This is a genomic window from Lacticaseibacillus chiayiensis (assembly GCF_004123795.1).
Lineage (GTDB): Bacteria > Bacillota > Bacilli > Lactobacillales > Lactobacillaceae > Lacticaseibacillus > Lacticaseibacillus chiayiensis.
The window spans coordinates 12974-38338 of the sequence record NZ_MSSM01000012.1 but is presented as its reverse complement, the minus strand read 5'-3'; the positions used below and the strand labels follow the sequence as shown (position 1 = coordinate 38338).

24 protein-coding genes and 2 pseudogenes are annotated in these 25365 nt (G+C 45.6%); 1 reads left to right on the top strand and 25 read right to left on the bottom strand.

From position 1 onward, the window contains the following. Positions 1-78: 78 nt before the first annotated feature. From BVJ53_RS06155 to BVJ53_RS06075, 17 genes and pseudogenes are all read right to left on the bottom strand, one after another. The gene (locus tag BVJ53_RS06155; protein ID WP_129301646.1) at positions 79-1956 is read right to left on the bottom strand and encodes a BglG family transcription antiterminator; all 1878 of its coding nucleotides are present in this window, start codon (positions 1954-1956) and stop codon (positions 79-81) included. Between the two features lie 55 nt (positions 1957-2011). Continuing rightward, entirely contained in the window at positions 2012-3331 is a 1320-nt protein-coding gene (locus BVJ53_RS06150; protein ID WP_129301645.1) for a PTS sugar transporter subunit IIC, read from the bottom strand. Between the two features lie 3 nt (positions 3332-3334). Then, positions 3335-3625, bottom strand: a complete 291-nt coding sequence (locus BVJ53_RS06145) for a PTS sugar transporter subunit IIB (RefSeq protein ID WP_129301644.1) — start codon at positions 3623-3625, stop codon at positions 3335-3337. Between the two features lie 19 nt (positions 3626-3644). Next, positions 3645-5036 carry a glycoside hydrolase family 1 protein gene (locus BVJ53_RS06140; protein WP_129301643.1) on the bottom strand — a complete coding sequence of 464 codons (1392 nt, stop codon included), beginning with the start codon at positions 5034-5036 and terminating at the stop codon, positions 3645-3647. Continuing rightward, positions 5029-5364: a PTS lactose/cellobiose transporter subunit IIA gene (locus BVJ53_RS06135; RefSeq protein ID WP_238150145.1), complete on the bottom strand. Its 336-nt coding sequence runs from the start codon at positions 5362-5364 to the stop codon at positions 5029-5031. The genes BVJ53_RS06140 and BVJ53_RS06135 overlap by 8 nt, the downstream gene beginning before the upstream one ends. 237 nt (positions 5365-5601) lie before the next feature. Then, positions 5602-7182, bottom strand: a complete 1581-nt coding sequence (locus BVJ53_RS06130) for a hypothetical protein (protein WP_129301642.1) — start codon at positions 7180-7182, stop codon at positions 5602-5604. A gap of 22 nt (positions 7183-7204) precedes the next feature. Then, a complete protein-coding gene (locus tag BVJ53_RS06125) occupies positions 7205-8029 on the bottom strand; it encodes an energy-coupling factor transporter transmembrane component T family protein (RefSeq protein ID WP_129301641.1) in 825 nt (274 codons plus the stop codon). Beyond that, positions 8026-9726 carry an ABC transporter ATP-binding protein gene (locus BVJ53_RS06120; protein ID WP_129301640.1) on the bottom strand — a complete coding sequence of 567 codons (1701 nt, stop codon included), beginning with the start codon at positions 9724-9726 and terminating at the stop codon, positions 8026-8028. Before BVJ53_RS06120 ends, BVJ53_RS06125 begins: the two co-directional genes overlap by 4 nt. A gap of 1 nt (position 9727) precedes the next feature. After that, the gene (locus BVJ53_RS06115; protein WP_129301639.1) at positions 9728-10288 is read right to left on the bottom strand and encodes an ECF-type riboflavin transporter substrate-binding protein; all 561 of its coding nucleotides are present in this window, start codon (positions 10286-10288) and stop codon (positions 9728-9730) included. 109 nt (positions 10289-10397) lie between these two features. Then, positions 10398-11240: an SAM hydrolase/SAM-dependent halogenase family protein gene (locus tag BVJ53_RS06110; protein ID WP_129301638.1), complete on the bottom strand. Its 843-nt coding sequence runs from the start codon at positions 11238-11240 to the stop codon at positions 10398-10400. Positions 11241-11542: 302 nt separating this feature from the next. Beyond that, complete coding sequence (locus BVJ53_RS06105) at positions 11543-12280, bottom strand: GntR family transcriptional regulator (protein WP_129301637.1); 738 nt, start codon at positions 12278-12280, stop codon at positions 11543-11545. 170 nt (positions 12281-12450) lie between these two features. Then, positions 12451-13887, bottom strand: coding sequence for a 6-phospho-beta-glucosidase (locus BVJ53_RS06100; protein WP_129301636.1), 1437 nt, complete (start codon positions 13885-13887; stop codon positions 12451-12453). 46 nt (positions 13888-13933) lie between these two features. Continuing rightward, a complete protein-coding gene (celB, locus tag BVJ53_RS06095) occupies positions 13934-15298 on the bottom strand; it encodes a PTS cellobiose transporter subunit IIC (protein ID WP_129301635.1) in 1365 nt (454 codons plus the stop codon). Between the two features lie 20 nt (positions 15299-15318). Then, positions 15319-15813, bottom strand: a complete 495-nt coding sequence (locus BVJ53_RS06090) for a PTS cellobiose transporter subunit IIC (protein ID WP_129301634.1) — start codon at positions 15811-15813, stop codon at positions 15319-15321. Between the two features lie 19 nt (positions 15814-15832). Further along, positions 15833-16156: a PTS lactose/cellobiose transporter subunit IIA gene (locus BVJ53_RS06085; RefSeq protein WP_129301633.1), complete on the bottom strand. Its 324-nt coding sequence runs from the start codon at positions 16154-16156 to the stop codon at positions 15833-15835. 9 nt (positions 16157-16165) lie between these two features. After that, positions 16166-16483, bottom strand: a complete 318-nt coding sequence (locus BVJ53_RS06080; protein ID WP_129301632.1) for a PTS sugar transporter subunit IIB — start codon at positions 16481-16483, stop codon at positions 16166-16168. Positions 16484-16858: 375 nt separating this feature from the next. Next, positions 16859-17149 (bottom strand): annotated as a pseudogene (locus BVJ53_RS06075) (HTH domain-containing protein); the annotation flags it as partial. A 394-nt stretch (positions 17150-17543) separates the two neighbouring features. Between BVJ53_RS06075 and spxB the strand changes: the two are divergent. Continuing rightward, positions 17544-19346, top strand: a complete 1803-nt coding sequence (gene spxB / locus BVJ53_RS06070; protein ID WP_129301631.1) for a pyruvate oxidase — start codon at positions 17544-17546, stop codon at positions 19344-19346. Between the two features lie 137 nt (positions 19347-19483). Here spxB and BVJ53_RS06065 read toward each other — a convergent pair whose 3' ends face one another. The 8 genes and pseudogenes from BVJ53_RS06065 to BVJ53_RS06030 form a co-directional block, all read right to left on the bottom strand. Further along, positions 19484-20479 carry an ornithine cyclodeaminase family protein gene (locus tag BVJ53_RS06065; RefSeq protein WP_129301630.1) on the bottom strand — a complete coding sequence of 332 codons (996 nt, stop codon included), beginning with the start codon at positions 20477-20479 and terminating at the stop codon, positions 19484-19486. Between the two features lie 30 nt (positions 20480-20509). Next, positions 20510-21370, bottom strand: coding sequence for a sulfite exporter TauE/SafE family protein (locus BVJ53_RS06060; protein ID WP_129301629.1), 861 nt, complete (start codon positions 21368-21370; stop codon positions 20510-20512). Then, a pseudogene (locus BVJ53_RS06055) lies at positions 21363-21548 on the bottom strand (TrmB family transcriptional regulator); the annotation flags it as partial. The pseudogene BVJ53_RS06055 and the gene BVJ53_RS06060, both read right to left, overlap by 8 nt. Before the next feature lie 303 nt (positions 21549-21851). Continuing rightward, positions 21852-22082 (bottom strand): type II toxin-antitoxin system PemI/MazE family antitoxin, encoded by a 231-nt coding sequence (mazE, locus tag BVJ53_RS06050; RefSeq protein ID WP_129301628.1) that lies wholly within the window; start codon positions 22080-22082, stop codon positions 21852-21854. Positions 22083-23045: 963 nt separating this feature from the next. Next, a complete protein-coding gene (locus BVJ53_RS06045) occupies positions 23046-23555 on the bottom strand; it encodes a hypothetical protein (RefSeq protein ID WP_129301627.1) in 510 nt (169 codons plus the stop codon). A gap of 5 nt (positions 23556-23560) precedes the next feature. After that, on the bottom strand, positions 23561-23854 hold the full coding sequence (locus BVJ53_RS06040) for a hypothetical protein (RefSeq protein WP_238150144.1): 294 nt from the start codon (positions 23852-23854) through the stop codon (positions 23561-23563). Next, complete coding sequence (locus BVJ53_RS06035) at positions 23847-24479, bottom strand: P-loop nucleotide/nucleoside kinase family protein (protein ID WP_129301626.1); 633 nt, start codon at positions 24477-24479, stop codon at positions 23847-23849. Before BVJ53_RS06035 ends, BVJ53_RS06040 begins: the two co-directional genes overlap by 8 nt. A 21-nt stretch (positions 24480-24500) precedes the next feature. Further along, positions 24501-25361 (bottom strand): class II fructose-bisphosphate aldolase, encoded by an 861-nt coding sequence (locus BVJ53_RS06030; protein WP_129301625.1) that lies wholly within the window; start codon positions 25359-25361, stop codon positions 24501-24503. Between the last annotated feature and the right edge of the window lie 4 nt (positions 25362-25365).

The following is a 25365-nucleotide window of genomic DNA, read 5'->3' as shown; positions in this document are numbered from 1 at the left end:
TGAATCTTTTTTCTGTAGTGAAGCAGCACTAATGGACAGAAATAACCGAATTGGGATACCGCCATAACAAATGCCTATTCATGGCATTGCAACCTTCTCTTTGCACAACTTAATGAAAGTTTCAAATTCTGTCACTCGTGCCAATCGGTTAACAAAGCTAGTCGAGTCTAGTACTTTCACGAGTTCACCAAATAAATCCTCAAAGTCACTATTACGTTCAGCCGTAAGAGCCAACAAGAGCACTAATCTGACCTTCTTACCGTTCCAATCAATCGCCCGCGGCAAGGAACAAACTGCAATGGCACTGTTCCTTGCCACCCGCTGGATGGCATGCGGGATGGCATGATTATTTTCATAAGCCGTACTGGAAAGACGTTCCCGCTCCAGAACTAAGTTGACGTAGTTCGCATCTACATCACCATTATCAGCCAATTTTTGACACAAAAATCGAATGACAGCTTCTGGATGGGTCAAATTTCTACCTGGGAAAAACAAACGTGGATCCATAAACTTCTCCATCACAAGTTGGTGTGTTGTTTTCTCTCCCTCTTGCAGAAGTCGGGAAATCCCGTCCACATCCTCATTAGAGAGCAGTCCGTGGTAATTGAAAATTGGAACTCCGAGATTGACGTGGATTAGCTCGGCCGTGAGAACCAGATCTACATTACGTGTTTGATGAATAACACGCTGGGCATCTTTAACTGTTGGTGTGTTTTTGACATTGATCTCAAAATTTTCAATTTGATTTAACTTGACCTGAATTAATCTTTGATTCCCCAACCCATATGGCGTAATTAAGAGGATGTTCTTAGTTCGTTCCGATTGAATCGTGTCGTAAGAAGCAAGAAAGTGAAGAGCAATATAAGCAATCTCATCGTCAGGGATTTGGAACTTAAGTTTCTTTTGAAAGAGAACAGCTGCAAAAACGCTTAAGTTGTAGATGAATGGATACTGAGTTTTAATATCACTGGTCAATGGATTGATCAGAAAATGATTAGTCTGTGCCCGTTGATACAGACTTTCCATGTGATTCCGAAGGTAGGATGCTAAGTCTATATCGCGGGAAAAGTCAACATAAAAAGCCTCGCGGATAGCCGTTAAAACCTGATGAATGACTTGATCTAACTTAGTTTGATTCACAGGTTCGACAGTCTGAAATTGCCCTAAATATAGATGATAAATGTATGCTAACTCTTGGTCAGGTAACGCAATTTGAAACTTCTTTTCTAGCAATCGTTTTAAAGCTTCGGCGTACTCGCGGCAACGATCATGATCTAAGTCCGTTTGTTTTTGGTAAACATAATTACCTTCATGGACACGCTCCAGCAAAACCGAAATATGCAATACAAAGGAAATCGCTGCGAATCCGTTCATCTTGATGTGTTCTTGCTCGTGCAACGTATTAATCAAAGAATAGAGCTCTCGCAAATCACTGAAGGCAAAATAGGAAGCGTACTTATCTAGTGGTAAATTTTTCTCTCGGATCTCCTGTGCCAGAAATAAATTGAACACGTGCCTCCTCTGCCCTTCAGTTCCACTGATAAGCAGATCATTATTAACGCGTCTGATTTGCAAACTAGGATCCGCCTGAGCAATAACATTATTTAAATTGCTGACCATCGTCATTAAGGCGCTATCGCTAATAAAAAGCTTGTCTGCCAGTTCATATAAATTAACTTGTGGCGAATCAATCACCGCTTTCAGTACTTCATACTGAAAATTTTCTTCATTTTGATGGGTCATGATGTGAGTCTTAGAATTATCGGCAATAAAATACCCCACGCCCCGCTTAGAATCAATAATCACACCTTTTCCTATATGGTTCAAAACTCGAATATCATTACGAACGGTTTTGGGCGAAACACCTAAATGCGCGGCTAAGTCTTCACTGGTTAAGGGCTGACCGGCCTGTGCTAAATATTCCAACAGGGTGTTCTGTCTGACTGTGATCGGCATCCTGCACACTTCCCCCTTCACATGCACAAAAAGGCTAGTCACCTAGCCATTTTCTCTATTTTGTTTCCTTATTAGTTCCGTCATCTGGTATCGTTTCTAACTTAACAAGATTGCGTTCATAAACCTTGAAGAACGGGTAATACATTATGCCGTCCAACACGATCAGGATCAAGACTAACACCACTGCCCGCCAATCCATCGTTGACAGGAATGATCCAATCGGGGCGGGCATTTGCCACGAAAAGACCGCAAATGTTTTCCCTACAATCCCAAATTGCATACACAAATAGGTTACGATCCCGTTAAAAGTCGAGGTAAAAATAAATGGGAAGAAGAACACGGGATTTAACATCAAAGGCGTCCCAAAGATCAAAGGCTCAGATATGCCAAAGAAAGAAGGGATAAGGCCAACTTTACCGACCGTACTTAATTGCTTCGACCTAGATCGCATCATCAAGAAAGCTAAAGCCAGAACCGATCCGGAGCCACCAATAATAACAAAGTAAGTCCAGTAAGGAGTCGTAAAGATTCGTGACAATGGTTGTCCTGCCATCTTCTCTGCGGCATTGATTGAAAGGTTTCCATCACGGATCGGGCCTAAAATCCCTGCTAACGCTGCATCATGCAACCCAAAGAACCAGAACACATGGACTAAAACAATCAGTAAGATGGCAATTGGCAAACTATCAGCAGCTTTAAAACTCGGTGCTAAAACGGTATAAATAAATGCCACCATCGTTGTATTCATAGCATGGAAAATGATGAAGAGTAACGTGTATCCGGTTAAGATCACCATGGAAGGAACCAACATAGCAAAGGTCTCAGAGAGTGACGCTGGCACGCTATCTGGCATTGAGATACGGCCGATGTTGTGTTGCCTCATCCAGTGATAGCTTTCAACCGTCAGTATTGAAATCAGTAATGCGATAATGATCCCTCGACCATCCCAATAACTGATATCAACAATGTTCCCTTCCCATCCCAACTTCTGTGGGTCCAACACAAGCATCAAAAAACCAATTGTTGAGAATAACATGGGGTGTAACGGATTTTCGTTATAGTGTTTGCATAAATAATAGGCGACCCCGATACAGATCGCTAACGACATGGCGTTCAAAGTCACCGCACTAATCCACGTCAGCGTCATGGCATTTGTCTTGGCAAAGCCTGCCCACGCAAGTAAAAAGCCGTTTGTCGTGTGCTTATCTACTGGAGGTGCAGCCGCTAAGATGACTGGTATGGAGCCAAACAAGGTAATAGGCAAGATTGACATAAAAGTATCCCGAATCGCTCTCAAATGACGTTGCTTTGATAACTTTGCAGCTAACGGCGTAATATGTCGTTCCATATAGGTCGTAATGGCATCAAAGTGCATGATTTAACCCCCGATCTCATTCACAATGTCCTGATAGATTCCTTTACCATCCATCATGCCGTACTTTTGTGGAGCGATAGTCTTGACGGTCTTGTGCGATTTTGCCGCAATATCGTCGGCTAAAAAACGAATCTGCGGACTGACTAAAATCAAATCGACGCCATCCAAGTAGTCTTCGTACTCAGCTTCAGCATAAGCATGAACCTTAATCGTGTCATTAGATGCTGCTTGGATCTTCTTCGCCAAAATTCCTGTCGACATACCTGCATTGCAAATTAACATGATATTTTTCATGATTCTCCTCCTTGAGTTATTAATACGCTTGCCGCTTAATCGCGTCCCCATTTGAATCTGCTACTGTCTTAAACCAGTCAAAAGAAGCTTTTGGCAGCCGCTCTAAATGATGATCGAAATCAACCGCGACTAGCCCATAGCGTTTTTCTACGCCGTTTTTCCAAGAATAAAGATCCATAGTCGACCATGCAAAGTATCCGCGAATGTCACAACCATCATCAACCGCATTCATAATGGCATTGATATGATCATTCATATAAATGATGCGCCAATCATCTTGAACTTTTGGCACAGACACATCCTCACGTACGCCGACACCGTTTTCTGTGACATAAATTGGTATATTGTATTTGGCATAAGCTTTCTTCAAGCCATCATACAAGCCACGCGGATAGATTTCCGTATCCCATTCTGTAAATTCACTTTTAGGATCCATGACCTGCTCGAACCAATCTTTTAGCACAATCTTGGTCGATCCCGGTTTACCAGTATTATTGAATTGTAATTGCGTTTCGCCACGAGTATAAGGCTTAACTAGTGAGCGAGCATAATAATTAAGCCCCAAGAAGTCCACCGTATTATCTTTAATAATTTTGAGCTCGTCAGGTTTCATCAAGCTGATGTCATAGTCATGGGAAAGCCGCGTTACGAGATCAATCGGAAATTCGCCAAGGGCCGCAGTATCAAGTACCCAATTATTGCTGTAATTATCGGCATTGCGTACTGCAATCTGGGTCTGAATCGTGTTATCCACACCATCAACGGGGGTATAACTATGGACGATGCCAATCTTGCCTTGATAGTTTCCTTGTCGGAAGGTGCGTACAGCCAAAGCACTCGCAAACATCATGTTATAAGCTGCATCCATTGTATGTTGTACGTCATGTTCGCCAGGCGGGTAGTTACCGATCAGATAGCCATTGACTAAACACCATTTTGGTTCATTAAACGTTGCCCAGTAATTCACACGATCACCAAAGTTGTCAAAACAAACTTTAGCATATTGATCATAAGCTGCGCAGACATTGTGATCCAACCATCCGCCTGTCTCTTGCCAGTATTGCGGTAGATCCCAGTGATAGATGGTCACAAACGGTGTAATATCATTTTCCAGGCAACAGTCGATCACACGGTTATAGAAATCAACGCCTAAAGGATTGATCGTCCCTTCGCGATCTGAGATGATTCGCGGCCAAGATAGCGAAAAGCGATAAGCATTTTGACCACCCGCCTTCATCATCTTGATATCTTCTTCATAATGATGGTAAAAGTCACTGGCAACGTCACCATTTTCCAAATGATGTTCGTGCAAGTAGCGATCCCATATTGATTCGACCCGACCGTCTTCATTCCAAGCTCCTTCACATTGGTAAGAAGCGGTCGCACTTCCCCATAGAAAATCTTTACGCATTCTCTAATTCCCCTTTCCACTTCAAGATCTCACCGATTTCACCAATCAACTGAACTGCGATATCTGTGGATGATAAATGCCCTTCAGCATGGACTAAAAGTAGATCAACGTCTTTCATTCGATTCGCGTTAGCCAAATCGCGCAACAAAACCGCATGGGCTTTTTCAGCTAAAACCAGTTCAGACTTCGCTGTTTGATAGTTCTTTCTGTAGCTCTCAATGTGGCCAAGCTTGACTTCTTTCAATGCTTCAAATGCACTACTTTTAGCATTCCCCGCGTGCAGAATAATCTGCATTGAACCTTCATCGGTATTAATTTCTTTCTCCACAACGGATCCTCCTTGTTTCTCAGCTAACTTGTAAACCTAGTATAGCCAAGAAAGTAAGCGCTTTAAGTTTTTCTTTTGCCATAACACTTATGGCAATTGTGCTTTCCGTAAACTTCCGGAAAATAGCTTTCTCGGACGAAGCTTCGCAGGAATTTACATGACAAAAAAGCCCGACGATCAAATGACCATCGAACTTTTTATAAACCACGAAAACAGACTGCTACTCGTGAACCCCAGCTAACGTTTCCAACGCTTCTTCTTTTTCGGCTTTTTGTGTTTCTTTTGCTTGCGATGCGGTTGGAAAGTGGTTTTCTTAAATGGACTATTCCGCTGCAATAAATGACCCTCAGCATCGACAAACGTTTCCATCAACTGTTCTTCTCGCTCTTGTGTCATTCTTCCGGTCTTCAACAAATACACGATCAGGTACGTCCCGCCAGCAAGGATTCTTTGGAAGTCGATTAACGGTCGATGGTCCACAACATGTTCGAGATACATATAGAAATTGTCAGCGTGCCATGTCTCGGGGGTCTCTAAATATTCCGCATACATCGCATCCCCCATGGTTACAAGGGCATCAACAATATCGGACTGTGCCCACGCGCCACGCATATCTGCACTATCCTCATCGATCCAAAGCAAGCGAGCATACTTGATCATTTGATGATGAACCTGTGTCGCTGTTGCTAACTGCCATTGCTGGCCATCAAATGTATCAACATGTGGTAGCGTGTGATACGCATCGTCAGGTTGGTAGACATCCTCCTCATGATATGGCAAACCTTGAACCGCCCGCCGTACTTGTTCAACCTCATGATAATCATTTAAAAATTCATCTGCCGCGACCGGATCGGCTGGGTCAAGGCCGGCAGTCAGCATCGCCATGCCCACAGTTTTAGCTGGCCCATAATTGTCTGAATCTTGGGCCAAAGCAATCATTTTTGGTGCCGCCTCTTTGATACCACGTTGAACACGTTTGCCAACAACTGGCCGAATATAATTTTTTGACACCATAAAATCGACAAAAGCGGTCAAAATTGGATCGATCGTCGTATAGGCTTCTGCAGTAATAAGAAGATTGGAAACAAAGTAGCCCGTCATGACATGTTCGACAGCTTCTTTCGTCCAAGCTTTTGGGGTTTTGCGAAACTGATCGTATATTCTCATAGTCAGCGTTGAGACGAGCATTTTTACATGGGCCAGCGATGTTTTTTCCGGCAACGCTTGCCGGACCGTTTTATCGTCAAAAAACCGGTCAACTAGTGATTCGATTTCTGCTTTAATGCGATTAGCTGTTGCCTCGCGCCATTGAGGAAGCGACGAATCAAATCTGCCCTGCCTTGCTTCACTTGCAAACGCTAATGCAAGGTTGTTCACTTGATCATCAGCTTGATCATCGTCGTTACCCAAAGAAAATTTTTCAGGAGCAAATTCAGAGTTAGCCTGCGTCATGACATCAAGCATCACGTGATCAACATCGGCCTGAGGCAAGGGCAGTTGATGCGTCGCCAGTAGCCAATCCAAGAATTGTTGAATGGTCAATAATCCCGTTGTCGCTATAATCGCGCCATAAACATCTTGGGGAGCTGCATTAACAAGCGCCTCGACACTCTCACGAATATTATCAACTCGCCACTGACTTAGCGCCAACTCACCGAGATCAGCCATCGAGCCGAGAAACTGCTGAACCACCGCTGCTGGCACATCCTTAAAATCCTTTCCCACCTTTAAGTTTTGGTATTGTTCACTGTCCACAAACTTTGGCCAGTATTGATTAAATTGAGCTGCTACTTCAGGGGATACCTGATTATCGAACATCAAATGCTGCTCCTCCTACGTCTCACCGAAACGGATTATAAAACCGTCCACCATTCACCTTAAACAGCACCAAACCAACCAAAATAATCACCACAACGCCCACCAGCACCAACCAATCCGGCGTCCGCAACGGTTGATCCATATACCACGTCCGGCGTTTACCTGTGCCAAAACGCCGGAGCTCCATCGCCTGGCTAATCTGATCAATGCGATCAAGACTGGTAAAAATCAATGGCATCAAAATCTGCCCCATGCCTTTTAAACGCTGGAACAGTTTGGCTTTGCGTGACAGTTCGTAACCACGGGCCTGTTGCGCGAGGCTGATCTGCCGAAAGTTGGCTTGCACATCCGGGATGTAGCGGAGTGCCAACGCAACCGAGTAACTGATGCGATACGAAACGTGCAACTTGTTGAGGCTGGCCGCGAATTCGCTGGGGTTGGTGGTAATCAAGAAGATCAAGGCAAGCGGCACGGTCACGATGTATTTCAACGCCAAATTTAGTTCATAGAATAATTGCTCTTGCGTGATCGTGAAGTAGCCGGCGTTCAGCAAAACATGCTTGCTGCCGTATAGCCCGACGCCATATTGTGGCGAAAAGACGAACACCAGCAACAGATTCACCACCGCAAAAATCGTAATGATCTTCACGACGAGGCTAATTTGGTGCCAGCGGATTTTGGCTTGGGCAAACAAAATAATCGACGCCAGCATCACGGCGCACACAAAGCGCGTGTCGTAACTCGCCATCACAATCACCGAGATGCCGAGAAACGCCAGCATTTTGGTGGCACCGGTCAAGCGATGCAGCCAGGTGTCTTTCGGGTCGTACCCAAAAAGTGAGTTCATTGGCGGACCCTCCGTTCTTGATCGATGACGGCTTGCGTGAAGGCCAGCGGATCGAGTCCCAGGCGTTTGGCTAACCGGTAAAGGCTCGGTTGCGCCAATGACGCATGTTGGATTACCGCTGGATCAGTCAAAACGGTCGCCGGCGTGGCATCCATCAACACGCCGCCATCGCCGAGCACAATCGCCCGCTGCGCATATTCCAGCATCAGATGCATGTCATGGGTAATCAGCATCATCGTAATCCCTTGCGCATTCAGCTTCGTCAAAAAACGCATCATGTCGGTAAAATGCCGCCAGTCTTGACCGGCAGTCGGTTCATCGAGAATCATCAACGCCGGCTCCAAAACCAGAATCGCTGCAATGGTCACGCGTTTTTTCTGGCCATAGCTCAGCGCATTGATCGGCCAGGAGCGGAATGGGTACAGTCCGCAGACTTTGAGTGCTTCCAAAACAGCCTCGTTGACGCGCGCTTCGTCCCAACCACGCAACCGCGGTCCAAGCGCCACTTCATCAAAAATCAGGTGCTTGCTGATCATCTGGTTCGGATCTTGCAAAATATAACCGATTTGATCCGCCCGCTCTTTCACCGACCAATCAGCCAAATCTTTGCCTTCCAACGAAATCTGACCGGCATCCGGCGTCAAAAATCCGGCAATTAAATGGCTCAACGTTGACTTGCCAACGCCATTCCGTCCAACCAGCGCCACCATCTCGCCATGATGAAGCTCCAAGTTCAAATCGGTAAAAATCTGGCGGCCCTTTGGATACGCAAATTGTAAGGAATCAACTGTTAACAGCGGGGCTTGCGGTTTCTCCGCGACCACAGTGGGTGCATCTTCCGTAAACGCTGCAAGTTTCGAACCCAGCTCCGGCGCGTCAAACGCTTCAGCATCTGACAAATGCGCTGCCTGCTTCAAGTCAATCCCCGCGAACTCAGCCGCTTCCAAATACAGTGGCTCGCGCAAGCCGATTTTTTGCAATAATTGACCGCGCAACAAGTGCTCCGGCGTGTCATCCGCCAAAATGCGTCCATCCGCCATCACGACCAAGCGATCAACCGGCCGTCGCAAAACGTCCTCCAAGCGATGTTCAATGATGACTTCGGTAACGTGATACGCCTGATGCAGCTCGTCAATCAGCGCCACAGATGCTTCACCGGTTGCCGGATCAAGGCTCGCCAACGGTTCATCAAACAACAGCACGTCGCCTTCATCAATCAAGACGCCTGCCATCGCCACCCGCTGCTTTTGGCCGCCAGAAAGTGATTGCGGCGCCTGCCCTAACAAATCGCCAATCTTCAAGCGGTCCGCCCATTTTTTAACACGCGCATGCATCTCGCTCGGCGCCACTGCACTATTTTCCAAGGCAAACGCAATGTCTTCGCCAGCTGTCAGCGCGACAAATTGAGCGTCAGGATCCTGCAAAACCGTCCCGACGTTCACAGACAAGGCGGCTAAACTCTGATCTTTCACCTCGGCACCGTTAACCTTGACTGACCCGCTTAATTTCCCGGGAAAAGCATGCGGAATCAAGCCGTTAATCAAGTTGCCAAGCGTTGATTTTCCCGATCCTGATGGCCCGACAATCAGCACCTTTTCGCCAGGCTGAATCGTCAGGTTAACATCGTGCAGCGTCGGCTCGGCCTGACTGTCGTACTGAAAGGTCACATGTTCAAGTTGAATTGCTGGTACCGTCATATCAAGACTCTTTCTTCAAACTGCCAGAACGCGTCCGAGTTGCCGCATACGCCACCAGCAAAATCGTGCCAATCACGCCGGTCGCAATACTGTTGGAAATCGCCGAAACAATCCCCTGCACATAAACCTTATTCGCCGGTTCACTGTAAATAATGATATCCAGTGTCGGCGCAATCAAACTCCAACTCACCACATTGGTAATCACTTGCAAAACATTGAACGCGATAATCTTTTTCGTGCCAAAATTGCCGGCTTCAATGTTGAATCGTTTCCAGAACAAGCCAATCACCATACCAACTAGTCCGGTCGTAAACACCCATGTCCACCACGGCTGGCCATACTGGGTAAAGTCATTCAAAGCGTGACCCAAGAAGCCGATGAAAAAGCCGGCGACTGGGCCAAAAAGCGTGGCAATGAAACCGAGAAAGCCATAGGAAATATCAATGTTCGTGTTCGCGATGCCTGTTGGAATAACTGCAAAACGCTTCAAAATAAATAAAATAGCCGTGCCAATACCAATCGCAACAACTGTCCGCACACTCAAAACTTTGTGATCTCGCATAACCGAATCCTCCTATAAGAATGAACGCTATTTTTCCACTGTTAGGTTGGATAAAACGTCCCATCAACACGGATCGCGTCAAATCGACATGATCCGCGCAACGAGTCCATTATACCGAAAGCCGCTTCACGGTGATATGCCAATCGACCCCAGTGCCAATATGATACAGCTTCGAGAACGAATCCTGATTAATCGCCACACCCAGATTCAGCAAGGAGTTCACATACACCAGTGGCTCGCCAACCCGCACCGCCGCAAACGTCCGCGTAAATGGCATCTGGTTTTGGTAACGCATCTGATCCCGATAATAAATCGACACCTGCACCAACTCGCCCGGTTCCACACCAAGCTTTTTAAACGTCTCCAGTGGAATATTCGTCCACAGCGAGCCAAAGCGAATATCCAAAATATCAATCGTACCAGCAATCTGGTTATCGCCTTCCGTCACCTCGCCCAGCGGCAGCATCACCACATCCTCAGGCGCAAGCGGTTGGCCGAGATCTTCAAACGCAATCTGACCACTCGCCAACTTCGCACCGTTATACGCATAAACATCCCGGCCATGGAACGTATGACTCTCCTGACTCCCAGGCAACGCATGCGACGCCTCGTCAATCACGCTCACACGCTTTAACCCAACAAACTTCGCCAAATGCGTCAACGTCCCATTATCCGGCGTGATGACAAAATGATGATCCGCCGTCTCTGCGATGATGCTCCGCCGATCGCTGCCAACGCCCGGATCCACCACCGACACAAAAACTGTTCCTTCAGGCCAATAATTCGTTGTCTGATACAACCGATAAGACGCCGCAAAAATATCATAAGGCGGAATCTCATGCGTCAAATCATGAATCGACAAGTCGCCATCCACCCCATAAGCGACCCCATACATCGCCGCCACGGCTCCATCAACCAAGCCAAAATCCGTCTGTAACACTAACTTCGCCATTTTCTGTCCCCCCTGTGCATCCGTATGAAAGCCGAAAATTGGCAAACATACTGAATGCGTGTGTTTATTTCGGTTATTTCAGATGATACGCCTTTTCTGCGCGGCTGTTACACAGAATGTTTGGGCCCGTATTACCTGAATGTATTTTGAGTTTATCGGAGAAATGTTCGGGTGTAAAGGCGGAACGGGGAATAATTTGATGCCAAGCGTTATGAGAAAAGAAAAAAAGCCGTTTTATACCCCCTCGATCAAGCTTGCGAAGCATAAGCGACTTTTCGTTAAATTGTTCAAATGTCTTAGGATCAGTGCATCTTCTTAAGCATAAAGAATTTTGTCTTTCGGAAGTCATAAAAAATTTTTGAAAACGCAAACAATTTTCCCGAACTTAAATACGAATCATCCCGAACAACGAGACTGGGACTGCCGTCTGGAACATGAAAGAATTTCGCAGGCAGTCCGGATACCATCTCGCACTCGATGACAGAGTCAATAAAACCCACTTTCAATCCTGGCTTTTTGTTGACGAATGCGAACAATGAGCCTTTAAGTGCCTCATCAGGAATTTCGCCTATGATAGATTTTAAATAATAAGAATGTTCTACTAAAAATGGCTCATCATCTAACGTTCGTTGGCGAATCACCGAGATAAGCTCAGTGGATTTATCCAGTTTCTGATTTTCAGGAACAAATGCTGCTTCTGCCAGCGGAACAACTTCCTGACTGATGTGAGTCGTTTTAACGACTTTCCCTTGTCTCGCCATTTCTTCAGTCAGTCCAACATTGTTTTGAAGCGAAATAGCGCCTTCCACGTGGTGCGGACGCGCAAAGGTACCACTACCATGAGCCTGATAAATATAACCGAGATTGGCGAGACTCTTTAAGGCCTGTCTCAGTGTATATCGCGTGACATGATACTGATCCATGAGTTCGGGTTCGGTTGGAAGCTGACCTTCCGCATCTTGAATGACCCCTTGTTGAATATCTTTTAGGAGCTGATTCACAAGTCCTTTTGTATCATATTTACTTTCTCGCTGTGACAACCTTTTTCTCTCCCCTAGTGATTCGCCAGTTAATACGCTTAAGCAAAGTCTTAGGTTGAATTATAACGCCATTTAAACTTGTGAACTAGCGCTTATTCGTGTTTGATGCCATATAAAAACGCCTTTGCTTATGGGGCAAAGGCGCTTCGGCAAAATCTCTGGGCATATGATCAGGTGAGATCTTCTCCATTACTTTGAATCACCTTGCGGAACCAGTTGAATGAATCTTTCTTACTTCTAGCCAGCGTTCCTTTTCCCTGATCGTTCTTGTCAACATAGATAACACCATAACGTTTTTCCATCTGGCCTGTTCCCGCAGACACAAGGTCAATGATGCCCCATGGTGTGTAACCCATGAGTTGGACGCCATCAATTTCAACAGCTAACCGCATCTGCTCGATATGCTGGCGTAGATAGTCAATGCGATAGTCATCATGAATACTGCCATCTTTTTCAACCTTGTCGAAGGCGCCCAATCCATTTTCGACAATGAATAGCGGTACATCATAGCGATCACTAAACCAATTAAGCGCATACCGGAGACCTACAGGATCAATCTCCCAACCCCAATCTGAGCGCTGAAGGGTTTCGTTTTTAACTTCTTGATTGTGACCCAGTGTGATAAAGTCAGCAGGTTCGTCACTCGCCGCTTTCACAACATGCGATGCGTAATAAGAGAATCCAATATAGTCTACTTTACCGGCTAACAGAACGTCACGATCTTCCAACGTGATGTCTAAATCAAATTGGCGCCGATCAAAATAATGTTTCAGGAATCTTGGATAACAACCTTTTACCTGAACGTCAGCCAAATAATAGTTCATTTGCATCAGTCGTTCTGCTTTAAACACATCATTGGGACTCGGTGTTGCTGGATAAACCGGGCCCATCGCAACCATACAGCCGATCTTAAAATCGGGATTAATGTCATGTCCAACTTGAACTGCCAGAGCACTTGCGACTGCTTCGTAATGCGCCGCTTGAAACATGATTTGTTCCTTATTCTCGCCAGGTTGAATAACTAGTCCTGAGTTTGTGAACAAGGACCATTCGTTCATCATACTAACTTGATTATTAATTTCATTAAACGTCATCCAGTATTTAACTTTATCTTTATACCGATCAAAGACAACTTTTGCAAATCTAACAAAGAAATCAATCAGCTTGCGATTACGCCAACCACCGTATGCCTTTACTAAGTGATATGGCATTTCAAAATGCGATAGCGTAATGACAGGTTCAATATGGTGGGCTAAAAGGTCATCAAACAGATCGTCATAGAACTTCAAACCCTTCTCGTTAGGTTGGTCTTCATCCCCATTTGGGAAAATGCGACTCCAAGCAATGCTCGTCCGGAAACAATTCAAGCCTAGTTCCGAAAAAAGTTCAACGTCTTTTTTATAACGATGGTAGAAATCAATAGCTTCATGATTCGGATAATTTTCATTTGGTTTGACGCCGTCCGTTATCTGTCGCTTGTTTTGGTTGTCTCCGGCAGTCATAACGTCAGCAATGCTAACACCTTTACCGCCTGAATCCCATCCGCCTTCAAATTGATGAGCAGCAACTGCGCCACCCCATAAAAAACCCTTAGAGAATGCTGACAAGATTTTCCCTCCTCTTCAACGTAACACAACTAACAATTTTCACTCATTAAGCAGCAGCTTCTTCTGCACCTTTGACTTGTTCATCTTTATATAACTTACCATCATAAAATTTAATGAATGGGAACCAGATTAGAAAAGCGACAAATGCACAGATGAATGCAAGAATGATGGCCCGCCAATCCCCTGCAGTGCCGATAAATGCAGATAAGCCAATCGGAGTCGGCCATGCCGGCTGAGCAATCATCGGCTTAACCAGATGAAAATCAATGGCAAAATAAGCGATGGTCATGGAAGCCATAGGTGCTAAGAAAAATGGAATCGCGGTGTACGGGTTATAGACAACCGGCATACCAAACAAAATCGGCTCGTTAATATTGAAGAAAGCAGGAACAATTGAGGCTTTACCTAAAGCGCCTAATTGAGCTGACTTTGCGAAAAAGGCAATGAAAATAACCATACCGAGTGTCGCACCAGATCCACCGATTGTGACAAAGCAGTTATTAAATTCTCCCGCGAACGGTATGTTGGCACCTTTTTGATTCAACTGCATATTTGAAAGCACGATTGGTGTTAAGAAGGACGTTACAATCGTCGCTCCGTGAATGCCGACAATCCATAAGGCATGCATGATGAAGTACACAACTAATAGCCCCACCCACGTACTTGTCAGATTCGTCACAAAACCAAATGGAATCGCCACAATTTTATAAATATCAGTATTGAAGGCCATCAAAATGCCATTGATGACAATAACCGTTAACGCGATAGCTGCGGTTGGAATTAAAGCAGTAAATGAACGCGAAACCCCTGTCGGAACCGTATCAGGCATCCGAACAACAATATTCTTTTTGACAAACCACGCGTATAACTTCACTGCAATGATTGACATGATGATGGCTGTGAAAATGCCCGTCGTACCAAGTCGGGTAACGCCGCCAGAAATCGCGTAACCGTCAATAATCTTGCTATCTTTTGTGATTTGTGTGATTAAAGTTGCTGTTCCACCTTTAAAGACTAATTCCGGAATGCACATGAAGAAAGCCATCATGGAAAGCAGTGCACCGTTTAGTGGGTTGACATCAATCTTCTCTTCTTGTGCCTGAATCCGCGTGTATTCATATCCGAAGACCAGACAAAAGTAGAGTGCTAAAATACCCATTGTGGCTCCATTTGCCAACATGTAAAGATTGGAAATTTTGTCAAACGAAACTTTCCAGATGCCTGCCAGAGCAGGAAAACTTTGTGGCAACACATTAATAATCAAGAACATTGATCCGACAATCGTAAAAGGAATCGATGCCATCCCTGCCGCCATAACGCCACGAACAATTCTAAATGAGGCGAGTTTCCCCATCGGTCCCATTAAATGGGCATTCATAAACTTAAATAATTTGTTGTTGCTTGAATCCATCTTATTCTCCCCATTTCGGTTTATTGAAGACTTTGAGCAAAGCGCTGAATCTGTTTCAGATAACGATCACGGTCTGTCTCAATCAAGTGAACTCGAGCCAAAATGTAGAAGCATCCTCCCATGCCAATGAGTAGGACTGTTGTCATGAGCGATACCCCCTTTGGTCCGAAAAACGGAAATATCTTTGTCCCATAACCCATTACAATGAGTACTAATGCAACAAAATTACTGATCAGTTGCACAAGGTAGCCTGTTTTCGTCACCGGCAGTTTATGATCACGTCGCCAATATTTGCTGACTTGTTCAATAGCTACTGCTGTGGTAACGATCAGTAAAATCATTGGCCACCACTTAATAAATCCTCCAGAACTAAAGCTCAAAATGAACCAGTATAAATTGGCAAAGAAGAAAACAGCGGTTGTATACCGAATCAATAGATAGCGATTAAAGTACATACTTGTTAAGCTCAGCTCTTGACGGTTTTGATTATGCGTCGCTTTACTTTGTGATGGCATTGCGTTCTCATCCTTTCGCCTATTTCGATTTGTCTAAAATTTTACGGTAAAGATCGACAACTTCTCCTGCCAAATCACGGAAAGTAATCGCGTTCATGACGTGATCCTGCCCGTGAACCATTAACAACGAAACCGGTTGATGATGGCCCTGAGCCTCATCTGTCAGCATTCCAGTTTGCGCATTATGGGCGTCTGCCAAGAACTTGTCGGCTTCCTTGAGCTTAGCTTCCGCAGTGTTGAAATCACCGACTTTAGCAGCTTTAATCGCTTCAAAAGCAGATCCTTTGGCATTACCGCCTGCCATGATTAGTTGCATCACCATCAACTGTTGTTTTTCGTCCATGAAAGTCCCCTACTTCTTTTTATCAATCAAATCAAGAGCAGTCTTAAGAACCTTATCGCCCTTCATCAATCCATAATCTTGCATGTTGATAACTTCTACCGGAATATTTAAATCCTTCTTGAAGTCGTTTTCTAAATACCGCACTTGCGGTCCTAACATCAAAACGTCAGGCTTTTCGGAATCCAGTTTATCGTGAGCATCTGCAGTAGAAGTTGCGAAAATCTTCGCATCAACGCCTTCTTTAGCTGCAGCATCCTCCATCTTTTTAACCAACATGCTGGTTGACATACCAGCAGCACACACAAGCATGATTGTCCTCTTGCTCATAGCAAACTTATCTCCTTACTTTTATTTTTTCCTTGCAAATGTCACAAACACAAACGACGCGCGTTGTTGTAAAATCATTCGAATGAATATTCGTTCGAATGACTTTATATTAACAGGTCACATCCGTTTTGTAAACGTTTTCGGCTCATTTTTTTGTGGTTGCTGCGTTTATATATTTTCAATTTGGTGGCCAAGTTTTTAAATAAATTCAACCAATAAAAACTCCCCAAGCCTGACTGGCAGGCTTGGGGATGATATTCTGGGTCAATCTACAACGGCTATGTTCCGTTGCAAATATTCCTTAATGGTGTGCGGCATTTTAATGTGTCAGCCTCTGTTGCCATGGCTTTAAAAAGCCTGAAGCATCAACGTCTTCAGGCTTTTCTCTGTGACAACTTCCTGTAATCCCCGAACAACAGGAAACGAGAGATCTTTCGGCGATCTGCCACTCAGTCTGCTTAACAAAAAGCGCTCATAATCTAGTTTGTACCCACGCCCTTTCTCAGAAGTGATCACGTTGTTGCCATAGGCTCGATTGATGCGACTCACAACTCGCTGAATCGTTTTGTAAGAAACCTGAAGCTTTCCGGCCAGCTCATTAGAAGTCATGAAACCCTGTTGGTCTTGAAGTAGATGAATCACTGACTGCGCAAGATCGGTGGTCATCTGGTCTCATCTCCTTCCATCATCATTATCGCAAGTTGTTTGATAAGCGCTTACAGAATTCTGTCCTTTGGAGGGGACACAAAAGTTGCGCTTCTCAACCAAATTCAACATTTCCACTATACGGTGTTCATTCCACTAGTGAAAAGCAATCTTACTTTCAAAAGACTGCAACGAAGCGATATCTTCAGCGGAGATTCCAACCAATCCAAGTCGTCTCGCCAACGTTGAATGGACACATACCCTCCTTAAAAACCACCAAAAAAACAGCGCCACACCACCCTTCGCCGTGTAAGCGCTTGCCCCTAAATAAAACGCGCGCTATATTAAAACCGTTAGATTGTGCAAAATTTAATGGTGCAGCAGTGTTTGTCAACAATGAGGAGTGAAGTTGAAAATGCCCAATGATCGTTCAACCATTGCAGCTGGGCTTGCCGTCGTGAAGGTTTTGGAAGCGTGGCAGGTGGATCATTTATACGGGATTCCGGGTGGCTCGTTTAATTCAATCATGGATGCTTTGTCTGCTGAGAAGGAAAACATCCATTATATTCAGGTTCGGCATGAGGAGGTCGGGGCGATGGCTGCCGCGGCTGATGCCAAGCTGACGGGTAAAATCGGCGTCTGCTTTGGCTCGGCTGGACCGGGTGGCACGCATTTGATGAACGGGTTGTATGACGCGCGTGAAGACCACGTGCCGGTGTTGGCATTGATTGGCCAATTCGGCACGACCGGTATGAATATGGATACTTTTCAGGAAATGAATGAGAATCCGATTTATGCTGACGTGGCTACTTATAATGTAACGGCTGTTAGCGCGCGAACCTTGCCGCACGTGATTGATGAAGCGATTCGCCGCGCTTATGCCAACCAAGGCGTGTCTGTGGTGCAAATTCCGGTTGATCTGCCATGGCAGGAAATCCCGCAAAATAGTTGGTATGCTTCCGCCATCAACCACCAAAAGCCACTTTTACCCGTTCCTGATCCCGACTTGGTGAAAAGACTGACACAGGAGCTGGTCGATGCCAAACGCCCGGTCATCTATTACGGCATTGGTGCGTACACGGCTGGCAAGGAGCTGCAACAACTCAGCGAACTCCTGAAGATTCCATTAATGAGTACTTATCCTGCAAAAGGCATTGTTCCTGACCGTTACCCTGCATACTTAGGTTCCGCTAACCGAGTCGCGCAAAAACCTGCCAATGAAGCATTGGCGCAGGCCGACACTGTTTTATTCATCGGGAACAACTATCCATTTGCGGAAGTCTCGAATGCGTTTAAAAATACGCAGCACTTCCTCCAGATTGACGTTGATCCGGCTAAGTTAGGCAAACGTCATCAAGCAGAGGTTGCCATTTTAGCTGATGCCAAAGCCACCTTGCAACAGGTGCTTGAACAAGTCAGCGAACGCGAGGAAACCCCGTGGTGGAAAGCCAACCTAGCCAACCGACAAAATTGGCGTGACTACCTCACAAAACTGGAAAATAAGCAATCCGGCGAACTCCAAGCTTATCAGGTTCTCAAGGCTGTTAATGACATTGCCGACGAAGATGCCATTTTCTCGATTGACGTTGGCGACATCAACCTAAACGCCAACCGCAATCTGAATTTAACGCCGAAGCATCGCCACTTCACATCCAACCTGTTTGCGACGATGGGCGTCGGCATCCCCGGTGCAATTGCGGCCAAGCTGGACTTCCCGGATCGGCAAATCTTCAACCTGTCCGGAGACGGCGGCGCGGCAATGACCATGCAGGATCTCGTCACCCAAGTTCAATATCACCTGCCAGCCATCAACGTCATTTTCACCAACAAGCAATATGCCTTCATCAAAGACGAGCAGGAAGACACCAACAAAAACGACTTCATCGGTGTCGAATTCGATGACATTGACTTTAGTTTGGTCGCCAAAGCCGTCAATATGAAAGGCTTCCGCGTCACTAAAATCGAGGAATTGGCGCCAACTTTTGCCAAGGCAAAGAAAATCGCCAAGACAGAACCAGTTTTGATCGATGCGGTGATCTCAGGGGATCGGCCGATGCCAGTTGAGAAATTGAAACTGGATCCGGCCAAGTTCTCCAAAGAAGAGATCAATGCTTTTGTTAAGCGTTATGAGGCGCAAGGGTTGCGTCCGTTTGCGGATTTCTTGAAGGAAGCGGGATTGTCTGTGCGTAAGGCTGGTAACAGTGAAGGCGGGTTTTAGTTAGTGGGTGGCTACTGCAGTTCTCCGGCCACTTCATCTTGTTTCATTGTTAGTACATGAGAAAGCCGCCTCGATTTTCGAAAAGGAAAATCGAGGCGGCTTTTTGTTGTGGGACTTTTACAGGAACAGTCAGCTGATCAAAGCTCAACTTTCGTCCCCACCTGCTTCTTCTCCGCCGCCTGCAAAATTCTCTCAGCCACGACGACATCTAACACCGCTGTCCCAACAGCCTTAAACAGCGTCACTTGATCATGATTCTTCCGGCCTTTAATCTTGCCATTAATCAACTGCCCAAGTTCACCGGCATAATGCGCTTTGGTGACCAGCCCTTCTTTCAGCGGCGTGATCATATCGCCGGCTTCGGCCAAAACACCGTCCATCGTGTCAAAAACGACCACATCTGCTTGCTTGACGAGTTCAACCGGAATTTCATGCATTTGCGGGGTGTAGGCGCCAATGCCGTTAACGTGGGTGCCGGACTGAACATCGGCCGCATCAAACGTGGCCTGCTTCGATGTCGTAACGGATGTGATGATATCGGACGCGCGAATCGCCTTCGAAAGATCATTGACTGGCAGGATGTCGACATGAAACTGCTTGCCGAAACGTGCGGTCATGTCTTGAGCAAATTTGGTTGCGCGCTCGTGGTCAATATCTGAAACATACACGCGCGTTAACTGACGAACATTGAGCATCGCCTCTAGTTGTGTTGCTGCCTGACCGCCAGTCCCGATTAGCGTGGCAACTTTGGCATCGGGATTCGCCAGCAAGTCAGTGGCAGCACCTTGCAGCGCACCAGTTCGCAGCTGGGTCAAGTAAGTACCGTCAATGATCGCCGACACGATACCGGTTTTCGGATCCAAACTGACCATCGTTGCGGGAACACTCGGCAGGCCTTTATCAATATTATCAGGATAAACCGAAACGATTTTAACGCCGAGCGCCGGTTGTTCGCCTGCTGCATAGCCCGGCATGTAAAGGCTTTGTCCATTTTCTGCTTTAACGTCAATATTCGTTCGCAAAGGTGCGGTCGCATCGCCTTTGGAATACGCTGCCAAGGCAACTTTGTCATCGGCGATCGCATCTTTCATGCTATAAACTGCCTGTACATCTTTTTTCGTTAAAATCCGCATCCTAAAACCTCCCAATACTTAATCCAATGCTCATGCTTCTTCTTTTTGCCGCAACGACAAGGCCATGCTGATGGCGGAATAGAGCAACACGATGATAACCAACCACTGCAGCATGCTGGTGTCGAGACTTTTCACGAAGAAAACCGCGCCTAAAACGCCAAAAGTCGACGTGAACAAGGTGATTTTCCGGCTGTAATCCGCCAACTTAACGAACTGAATGGAACTCGTCGAAACCGAGAACGTTGCCGCGCCCATCATGATCGGAAAATCCGCCGGCGGATTGAGTCCCATCGCATACACAGTGGCCATCGTCAGAGCATACGAGCCGATACCGATATTGTTCAGTGCGCCGTAAACAAACAATAAAATAGCCGTCATAATCAACTTCCAGCCAGACAAACTCGTCGCCGTTCCGTTAGCGGGAATCCAGTTGAACTTTCCGGCCAGAATCATCAGCGCTGCAATCAGCAAGCCCGCCATCACAAACTTCTTAATCGTGTCAGCCGGAAGCTTCACCACAAACCGCGGACCGATGTAAGCACCGATCACCGCTGCAATGATGCAAATGGCCAACGTTTTAATATCAACGGTAATAGCAGTAATGTCCGAAAGCGCCATGGCCGCCACCGGAATCACACATTGCGTATTCAGGGTACCCGGGAGCTTCTTGATCGACACCCATTTCGCCTTGGGACAAAGTGCGGTGCTAATGGCAAAGTCGGAAATACCAAAAGTCGATAGCAGGAAAATAAAAAACGAACTAAACGGCAACGCCCAAGTAGCTGCCGGCTCCGTCATGACCTCCGCGCGATGCCGCAGCAAATCCCGAACAAAGTAAAACAAAAAGCCCAGATTGATAAGGACAATTAACCCCAATAAGATCTTAACCATGATCGGCTTCTCCTTTTCGATCCAACATGTAAATGTCTCGGACGCCTTCAAGATCAGGGCCAAACGCTTTCTTGGCGACGGTGTTTAAAGTTTCCAGTGTTCTCAGGTTGTAGGCGTCGTGAATGACGTACTCTTGCGCGATGAAGACAAATGCGTGGTTGCGGGTGTAAATGATGTCACCGTGTTTCGCTTTCAGTAACTACTGTAAGTGAATTTTTTCACTAGTCAAGGTCGTTTCAAAATAAAGTTTAATTATTTAACAATCAAGTATTCTCATAGGGAAGAATTGTTTTTGAGTCTTGATAATTCCTTCATGCCTTAATATGTTGACCGTTAAATGATTAACAGAGCAATCTCTTTTTATGACCATCCAAAATAAAGCACATCAAAAAGCGACGATTAATTCCAATGGTTGGCAAAGTCTTGCCGGAATTAATCGTCGCTTTCGTTCAATATGTCGCTGCTATTACAACACTACATATTAGTCATCGGGGTAGCTGAACTCAGGCCATTCTTCGGGAACGTACATTGATCCTTTATCTTTACCTGCATACGGATCCTTAAGTTTAGGAATCAATGTATACTTCGGCTCGTTGTCGTCCAATGGTACAAGAAGCCAGGTTTGCCCTTTTTCAAATTCCTTGTCATCAGGCAGTATCAATGCTAACGACTTACCATATTGAACCGTTTCTGCCTTAAGCGCAGCACTCATCCCTTCCTTATAACAACCAATTTAACATTATCAGATCACTGAACGACAACATCTTACGATTCAGCGCGTCTCTTTGTTTAAAGTTTCCAATGCTTATAGTTCGTCCTTATTGACTGTATACGTGTTAATCTATAAACTAAAATCACGACTTAGGAAGAGGACTAATTACCCTCACTTCTTGGTCTAGCGGATTGGAGATGACATACACCCCTCAATATTTTTAAATCGTGGAGGTGAAGTCATGCCAAATTTGGAAGACGAGAGGAGTAGCGACGCTGGAAGTAGCGTCAATTATCGTAGCAACGGCTATGCTGATCAAAAGCATGGCCAGCGCATATGCGATAATCAAAAAAGCTAACCGTAAGGGCTAGCTTTTCACTCAAATCGTCATCTAAACCGTGCTTGAGGTCATCGGGGGGCATCCCGGTGGCCTCTATTCAATATCTGAATTGTACGTTAGAAATGACTGATTCGTCAAGTTTTTGTTGTACGCGGCACATAAATTTTTCTACCCTTAGGACGCCACAACATAAATCAAGACTTATCTCCCCCAATTTTTGTTTCCTGCATTTCATTCTTATTGACGACATATGGTATACCCTGTACACTAAATACAGACTAAGGAAGAGGAGTAATTACCCTCGTCACTTAGGTTAGCGAATTAGCAAGGCATACACCCCTCAATATATTTAACTCCCGGAGGTGACGGCCATGCTAAATGGAAGGATTGGAGGACTTGGCCACGCTAGAAATAGCGTTGTCTATCTTGATCGTTGCTAAGGCGTATTACATCTACGCCCTAGCAACCAAGATAATAAAAGAAGCTAACCGTCTCGGCTAGCTTCATCCAACGTCTTTCTAACTCGCGTCGAGGTCATCGGGGTGCCTCCCGGTGGCCTCTTTTCAATATCTGAATTATACGTTAGAGATGGCTGATTCGTCAACTTACAATTAGTTGAAAAATCAAGCATGTCGGGGGAGTTGATCAACCCAAGCCCGATAGTTTTGAATAACAAAATCAGTTGGGTTAGGCGTAACTGGCACTTTAGCCTTACGGGTATGACCAAACTCAAAAGCAATTCGATGTGTTCTTGGTGTATCTTTGATGACGATTTTTCCAAAGCTTTTCGTGTGGTCATGGGATGGGTGAAGACCAAGGCTTAGGTGCAAGTCTCGCGTCAATTTATGGAGTGCTTCAAATGCATCTACCAATTCGTGACTCTTTGGATCAGCTACCTCGACATGAATGGCGTCTGGATCAATGCCACTATCCTCAATTTTCTGTTCAAAAGCCATCTCGGCAAACATTGGCGCATATTCGTCAACTAATTCTTGCATGCGTTCCTCTGACTCGATCTTGAAGTTTCCAGGATCAATGCAGATATGGATTTGTTCGCGGTAGCGATCGAAAATGCGCTGTTGGACAGCAGCTTGGGCCTCGTTACCAACTAATGGATAAGCAAAATGTGTCATAGCAATTACCTCGTGCAGTCGGCGATACCGATTGGGTGCTGAAGTACGTTGATAATATTCTCGACGTCCTTTGTCGAAGTTAGCGTAAGGTCTGAGCTTGCGATTGAATGGCTCTTGGTCTTTCTTCCAGTTCGTTGCTGAATGACCAAATCAAGATAACTGGCTGCGTCTTCTCCGCGTAATGGAAATTGATAGTCCTCTAATTTTGCAATCATAATATTCACCTCAGGGCCATTATCGAACATGCGTTTGCTAAGTGCAAGAGGAAATCTTAATAAACTTTCAAGCCATTTATCCAACACGCGCTGCCTTCAAAAGTTCCTTCAATTGCGACACCAGCACCTGATAATCCACCTTCGCATAATCATTGACATCCACCCTAATCAACCTGCCAATCTGGAAATTCCGATACCCGCGATCCTTTACCCGATTGCTGAACACTTCAAACGAAGGCATGCCATCGGGTTTTTCGTCAATATTTGCAAGTGTGTCGCCGCGATGATAATGATTCATGAGGTGACCAAGGTGGCGGGGATCAGACAAATCGCGTTGACGCTGGCGCTGGTAGAGCACTTTGATATCAGCTTCCAATCGAATGGTAATGACTGGGTAATGATGTGTCGCGGCTAATTTTTCAAGCGCTGGCTTTTGTAGTCGACTGAACGGGTAGTCACCCAGAATCATTTTGTGCTCGTTCATCAGGATATCAATTCCGCGATAGTAACGGTTTCTTGCCTCGGCATCAAGGATTTGTTTTTCCCGAGGATTATCGAAGCCCAGTTCATCATAGAGATGTTCTTTGAAAAGATCGAGTGGTAGTGACACGAACTCGGGGACTGCCTGCATGATTTTATTAGCGGCATACGTTTTACCTGTGCCAGGTGCGCCTGCTAACAAAACTAGAACCTGTGCATCCATAGTCATCGTGTCATTCCCCCTTATCGTTTATGCATTTACCGGAACTTCCGCGTCTTTATTCAGAAAAAGCCCAATCTTGTGTTTGACGATATCATAGACGACTTGATTACATGGCTCGATGTTGTTGCGCAGCGAATTGTTGACTTCGGTTTGTGCAAACATTTCTTTGGCTTTGCGGGTCCAACCTACCAATAGCTCTGTGCCAACGTTGAACTTACGGAATCCATTTTCGGTTAAGCGGTGATAGTCAGCTTCATTGACGCCGGTGCCACCATGAATGACCATTGGCTTGCTGATTTCTTGATGGAGTTCTTCGATTAAAGGCCAGTTTAAGTTGGTTTTTGATTTGAACTGGCCGTGATGCGTGCCAACGCCGACTGCCAGTGCTTCGACTTCAACGTGCTTCAAGAAGGCAATGGCTTGTTGAGGATCCGTGTAGCGGCCTTCTTTAACGGTCACGCCTTCTTCAGTTCCGCCAATGGTGCCAATCTCACACTCTACAGAAACACCATGTTCGTGAGCATAGTCGGCTACGCGTCGTGCACGCTCCATGTTTTCCTTGTTCGGTAAAGCCGAACCATCAAACATCACCGATGAATAACCCGCATCAATTGCCTCTTTAATGGCATCAAACGATTTGGCATGATCAAGGTGCAAATCGACATCGACCAGCAAGTCTTGCGCCATTGACTTACATATAGCAACAAAGTTCTTCATACCAACATATTGAGCGGTTGCCACACTTGTTTGAATGATAATGGGAGAGCCTGTATCTTTGGCTGCCATGATCATCGGTGGCACCATTTCTAAATTGTGTGCGTTGAAAGCACCAACTGTATAATCGAGTGCCTGCGCTTCATTCATTAACTGTTTTAGATTTTTGTACATAATA

What these genes read in the sequence shown, in the direction of transcription:
- BVJ53_RS06155 (WP_129301646.1), bottom strand. Translation starts at nt 1,956, where the DNA reads ATGCCGATCACAGTCAGACAGAACACCCTGTTGGAATATTTAGCACAG.
- BVJ53_RS06150 (WP_129301645.1), bottom strand. Translation starts at nt 3,331, where the DNA reads ATGCACTTTGATGCCATTACGACCTATATGGAACGACATATTACGCCG.
- BVJ53_RS06145 (WP_129301644.1), bottom strand. Translation starts at nt 3,625, where the DNA reads ATGAAAAATATCATGTTAATTTGCAATGCAGGTATGTCGACAGGAATT.
- BVJ53_RS06140 (WP_129301643.1), bottom strand. Translation starts at nt 5,036, where the DNA reads ATGCGTAAAGATTTTCTATGGGGAAGTGCGACCGCTTCTTACCAATGT.
- BVJ53_RS06130 (WP_129301642.1), bottom strand. Translation starts at nt 7,182, where the DNA reads ATGTTCGATAATCAGGTATCCCCTGAAGTAGCAGCTCAATTTAATCAA.
- BVJ53_RS06125 (WP_129301641.1), bottom strand. Translation starts at nt 8,029, where the DNA reads ATGAACTCACTTTTTGGGTACGACCCGAAAGACACCTGGCTGCATCGC.
- BVJ53_RS06120 (WP_129301640.1), bottom strand. Translation starts at nt 9,726, where the DNA reads ATGACGGTACCAGCAATTCAACTTGAACATGTGACCTTTCAGTACGAC.
- BVJ53_RS06115 (WP_129301639.1), bottom strand. Translation starts at nt 10,288, where the DNA reads ATGCGAGATCACAAAGTTTTGAGTGTGCGGACAGTTGTTGCGATTGGT.
- BVJ53_RS06110 (WP_129301638.1), bottom strand. Translation starts at nt 11,240, where the DNA reads ATGGCGAAGTTAGTGTTACAGACGGATTTTGGCTTGGTTGATGGAGCC.
- celB (WP_129301635.1), bottom strand. Translation starts at nt 15,298, where the DNA reads ATGGATTCAAGCAACAACAAATTATTTAAGTTTATGAATGCCCATTTA.
- BVJ53_RS06090 (WP_129301634.1), bottom strand. Translation starts at nt 15,813, where the DNA reads ATGCCATCACAAAGTAAAGCGACGCATAATCAAAACCGTCAAGAGCTG.
- BVJ53_RS06085 (WP_129301633.1), bottom strand. Translation starts at nt 16,156, where the DNA reads ATGGACGAAAAACAACAGTTGATGGTGATGCAACTAATCATGGCAGGC.
- BVJ53_RS06080 (WP_129301632.1), bottom strand. Translation starts at nt 16,483, where the DNA reads ATGAGCAAGAGGACAATCATGCTTGTGTGTGCTGCTGGTATGTCAACC.
- spxB (WP_129301631.1), top strand. Translation starts at nt 17,544, where the DNA reads ATGCCCAATGATCGTTCAACCATTGCAGCTGGGCTTGCCGTCGTGAAG.
- BVJ53_RS06065 (WP_129301630.1), bottom strand. Translation starts at nt 20,479, where the DNA reads ATGCGGATTTTAACGAAAAAAGATGTACAGGCAGTTTATAGCATGAAA.
- BVJ53_RS06060 (WP_129301629.1), bottom strand. Translation starts at nt 21,370, where the DNA reads ATGGTTAAGATCTTATTGGGGTTAATTGTCCTTATCAATCTGGGCTTT.
- mazE (WP_129301628.1), bottom strand. Translation starts at nt 22,082, where the DNA reads ATGAGTGCTGCGCTTAAGGCAGAAACGGTTCAATATGGTAAGTCGTTA.
- BVJ53_RS06045 (WP_129301627.1), bottom strand. Translation starts at nt 23,555, where the DNA reads ATGACACATTTTGCTTATCCATTAGTTGGTAACGAGGCCCAAGCTGCT.
- BVJ53_RS06035 (WP_129301626.1), bottom strand. Translation starts at nt 24,479, where the DNA reads ATGACTATGGATGCACAGGTTCTAGTTTTGTTAGCAGGCGCACCTGGC.
- BVJ53_RS06030 (WP_129301625.1), bottom strand. Translation starts at nt 25,361, where the DNA reads ATGTACAAAAATCTAAAACAGTTAATGAATGAAGCGCAGGCACTCGAT.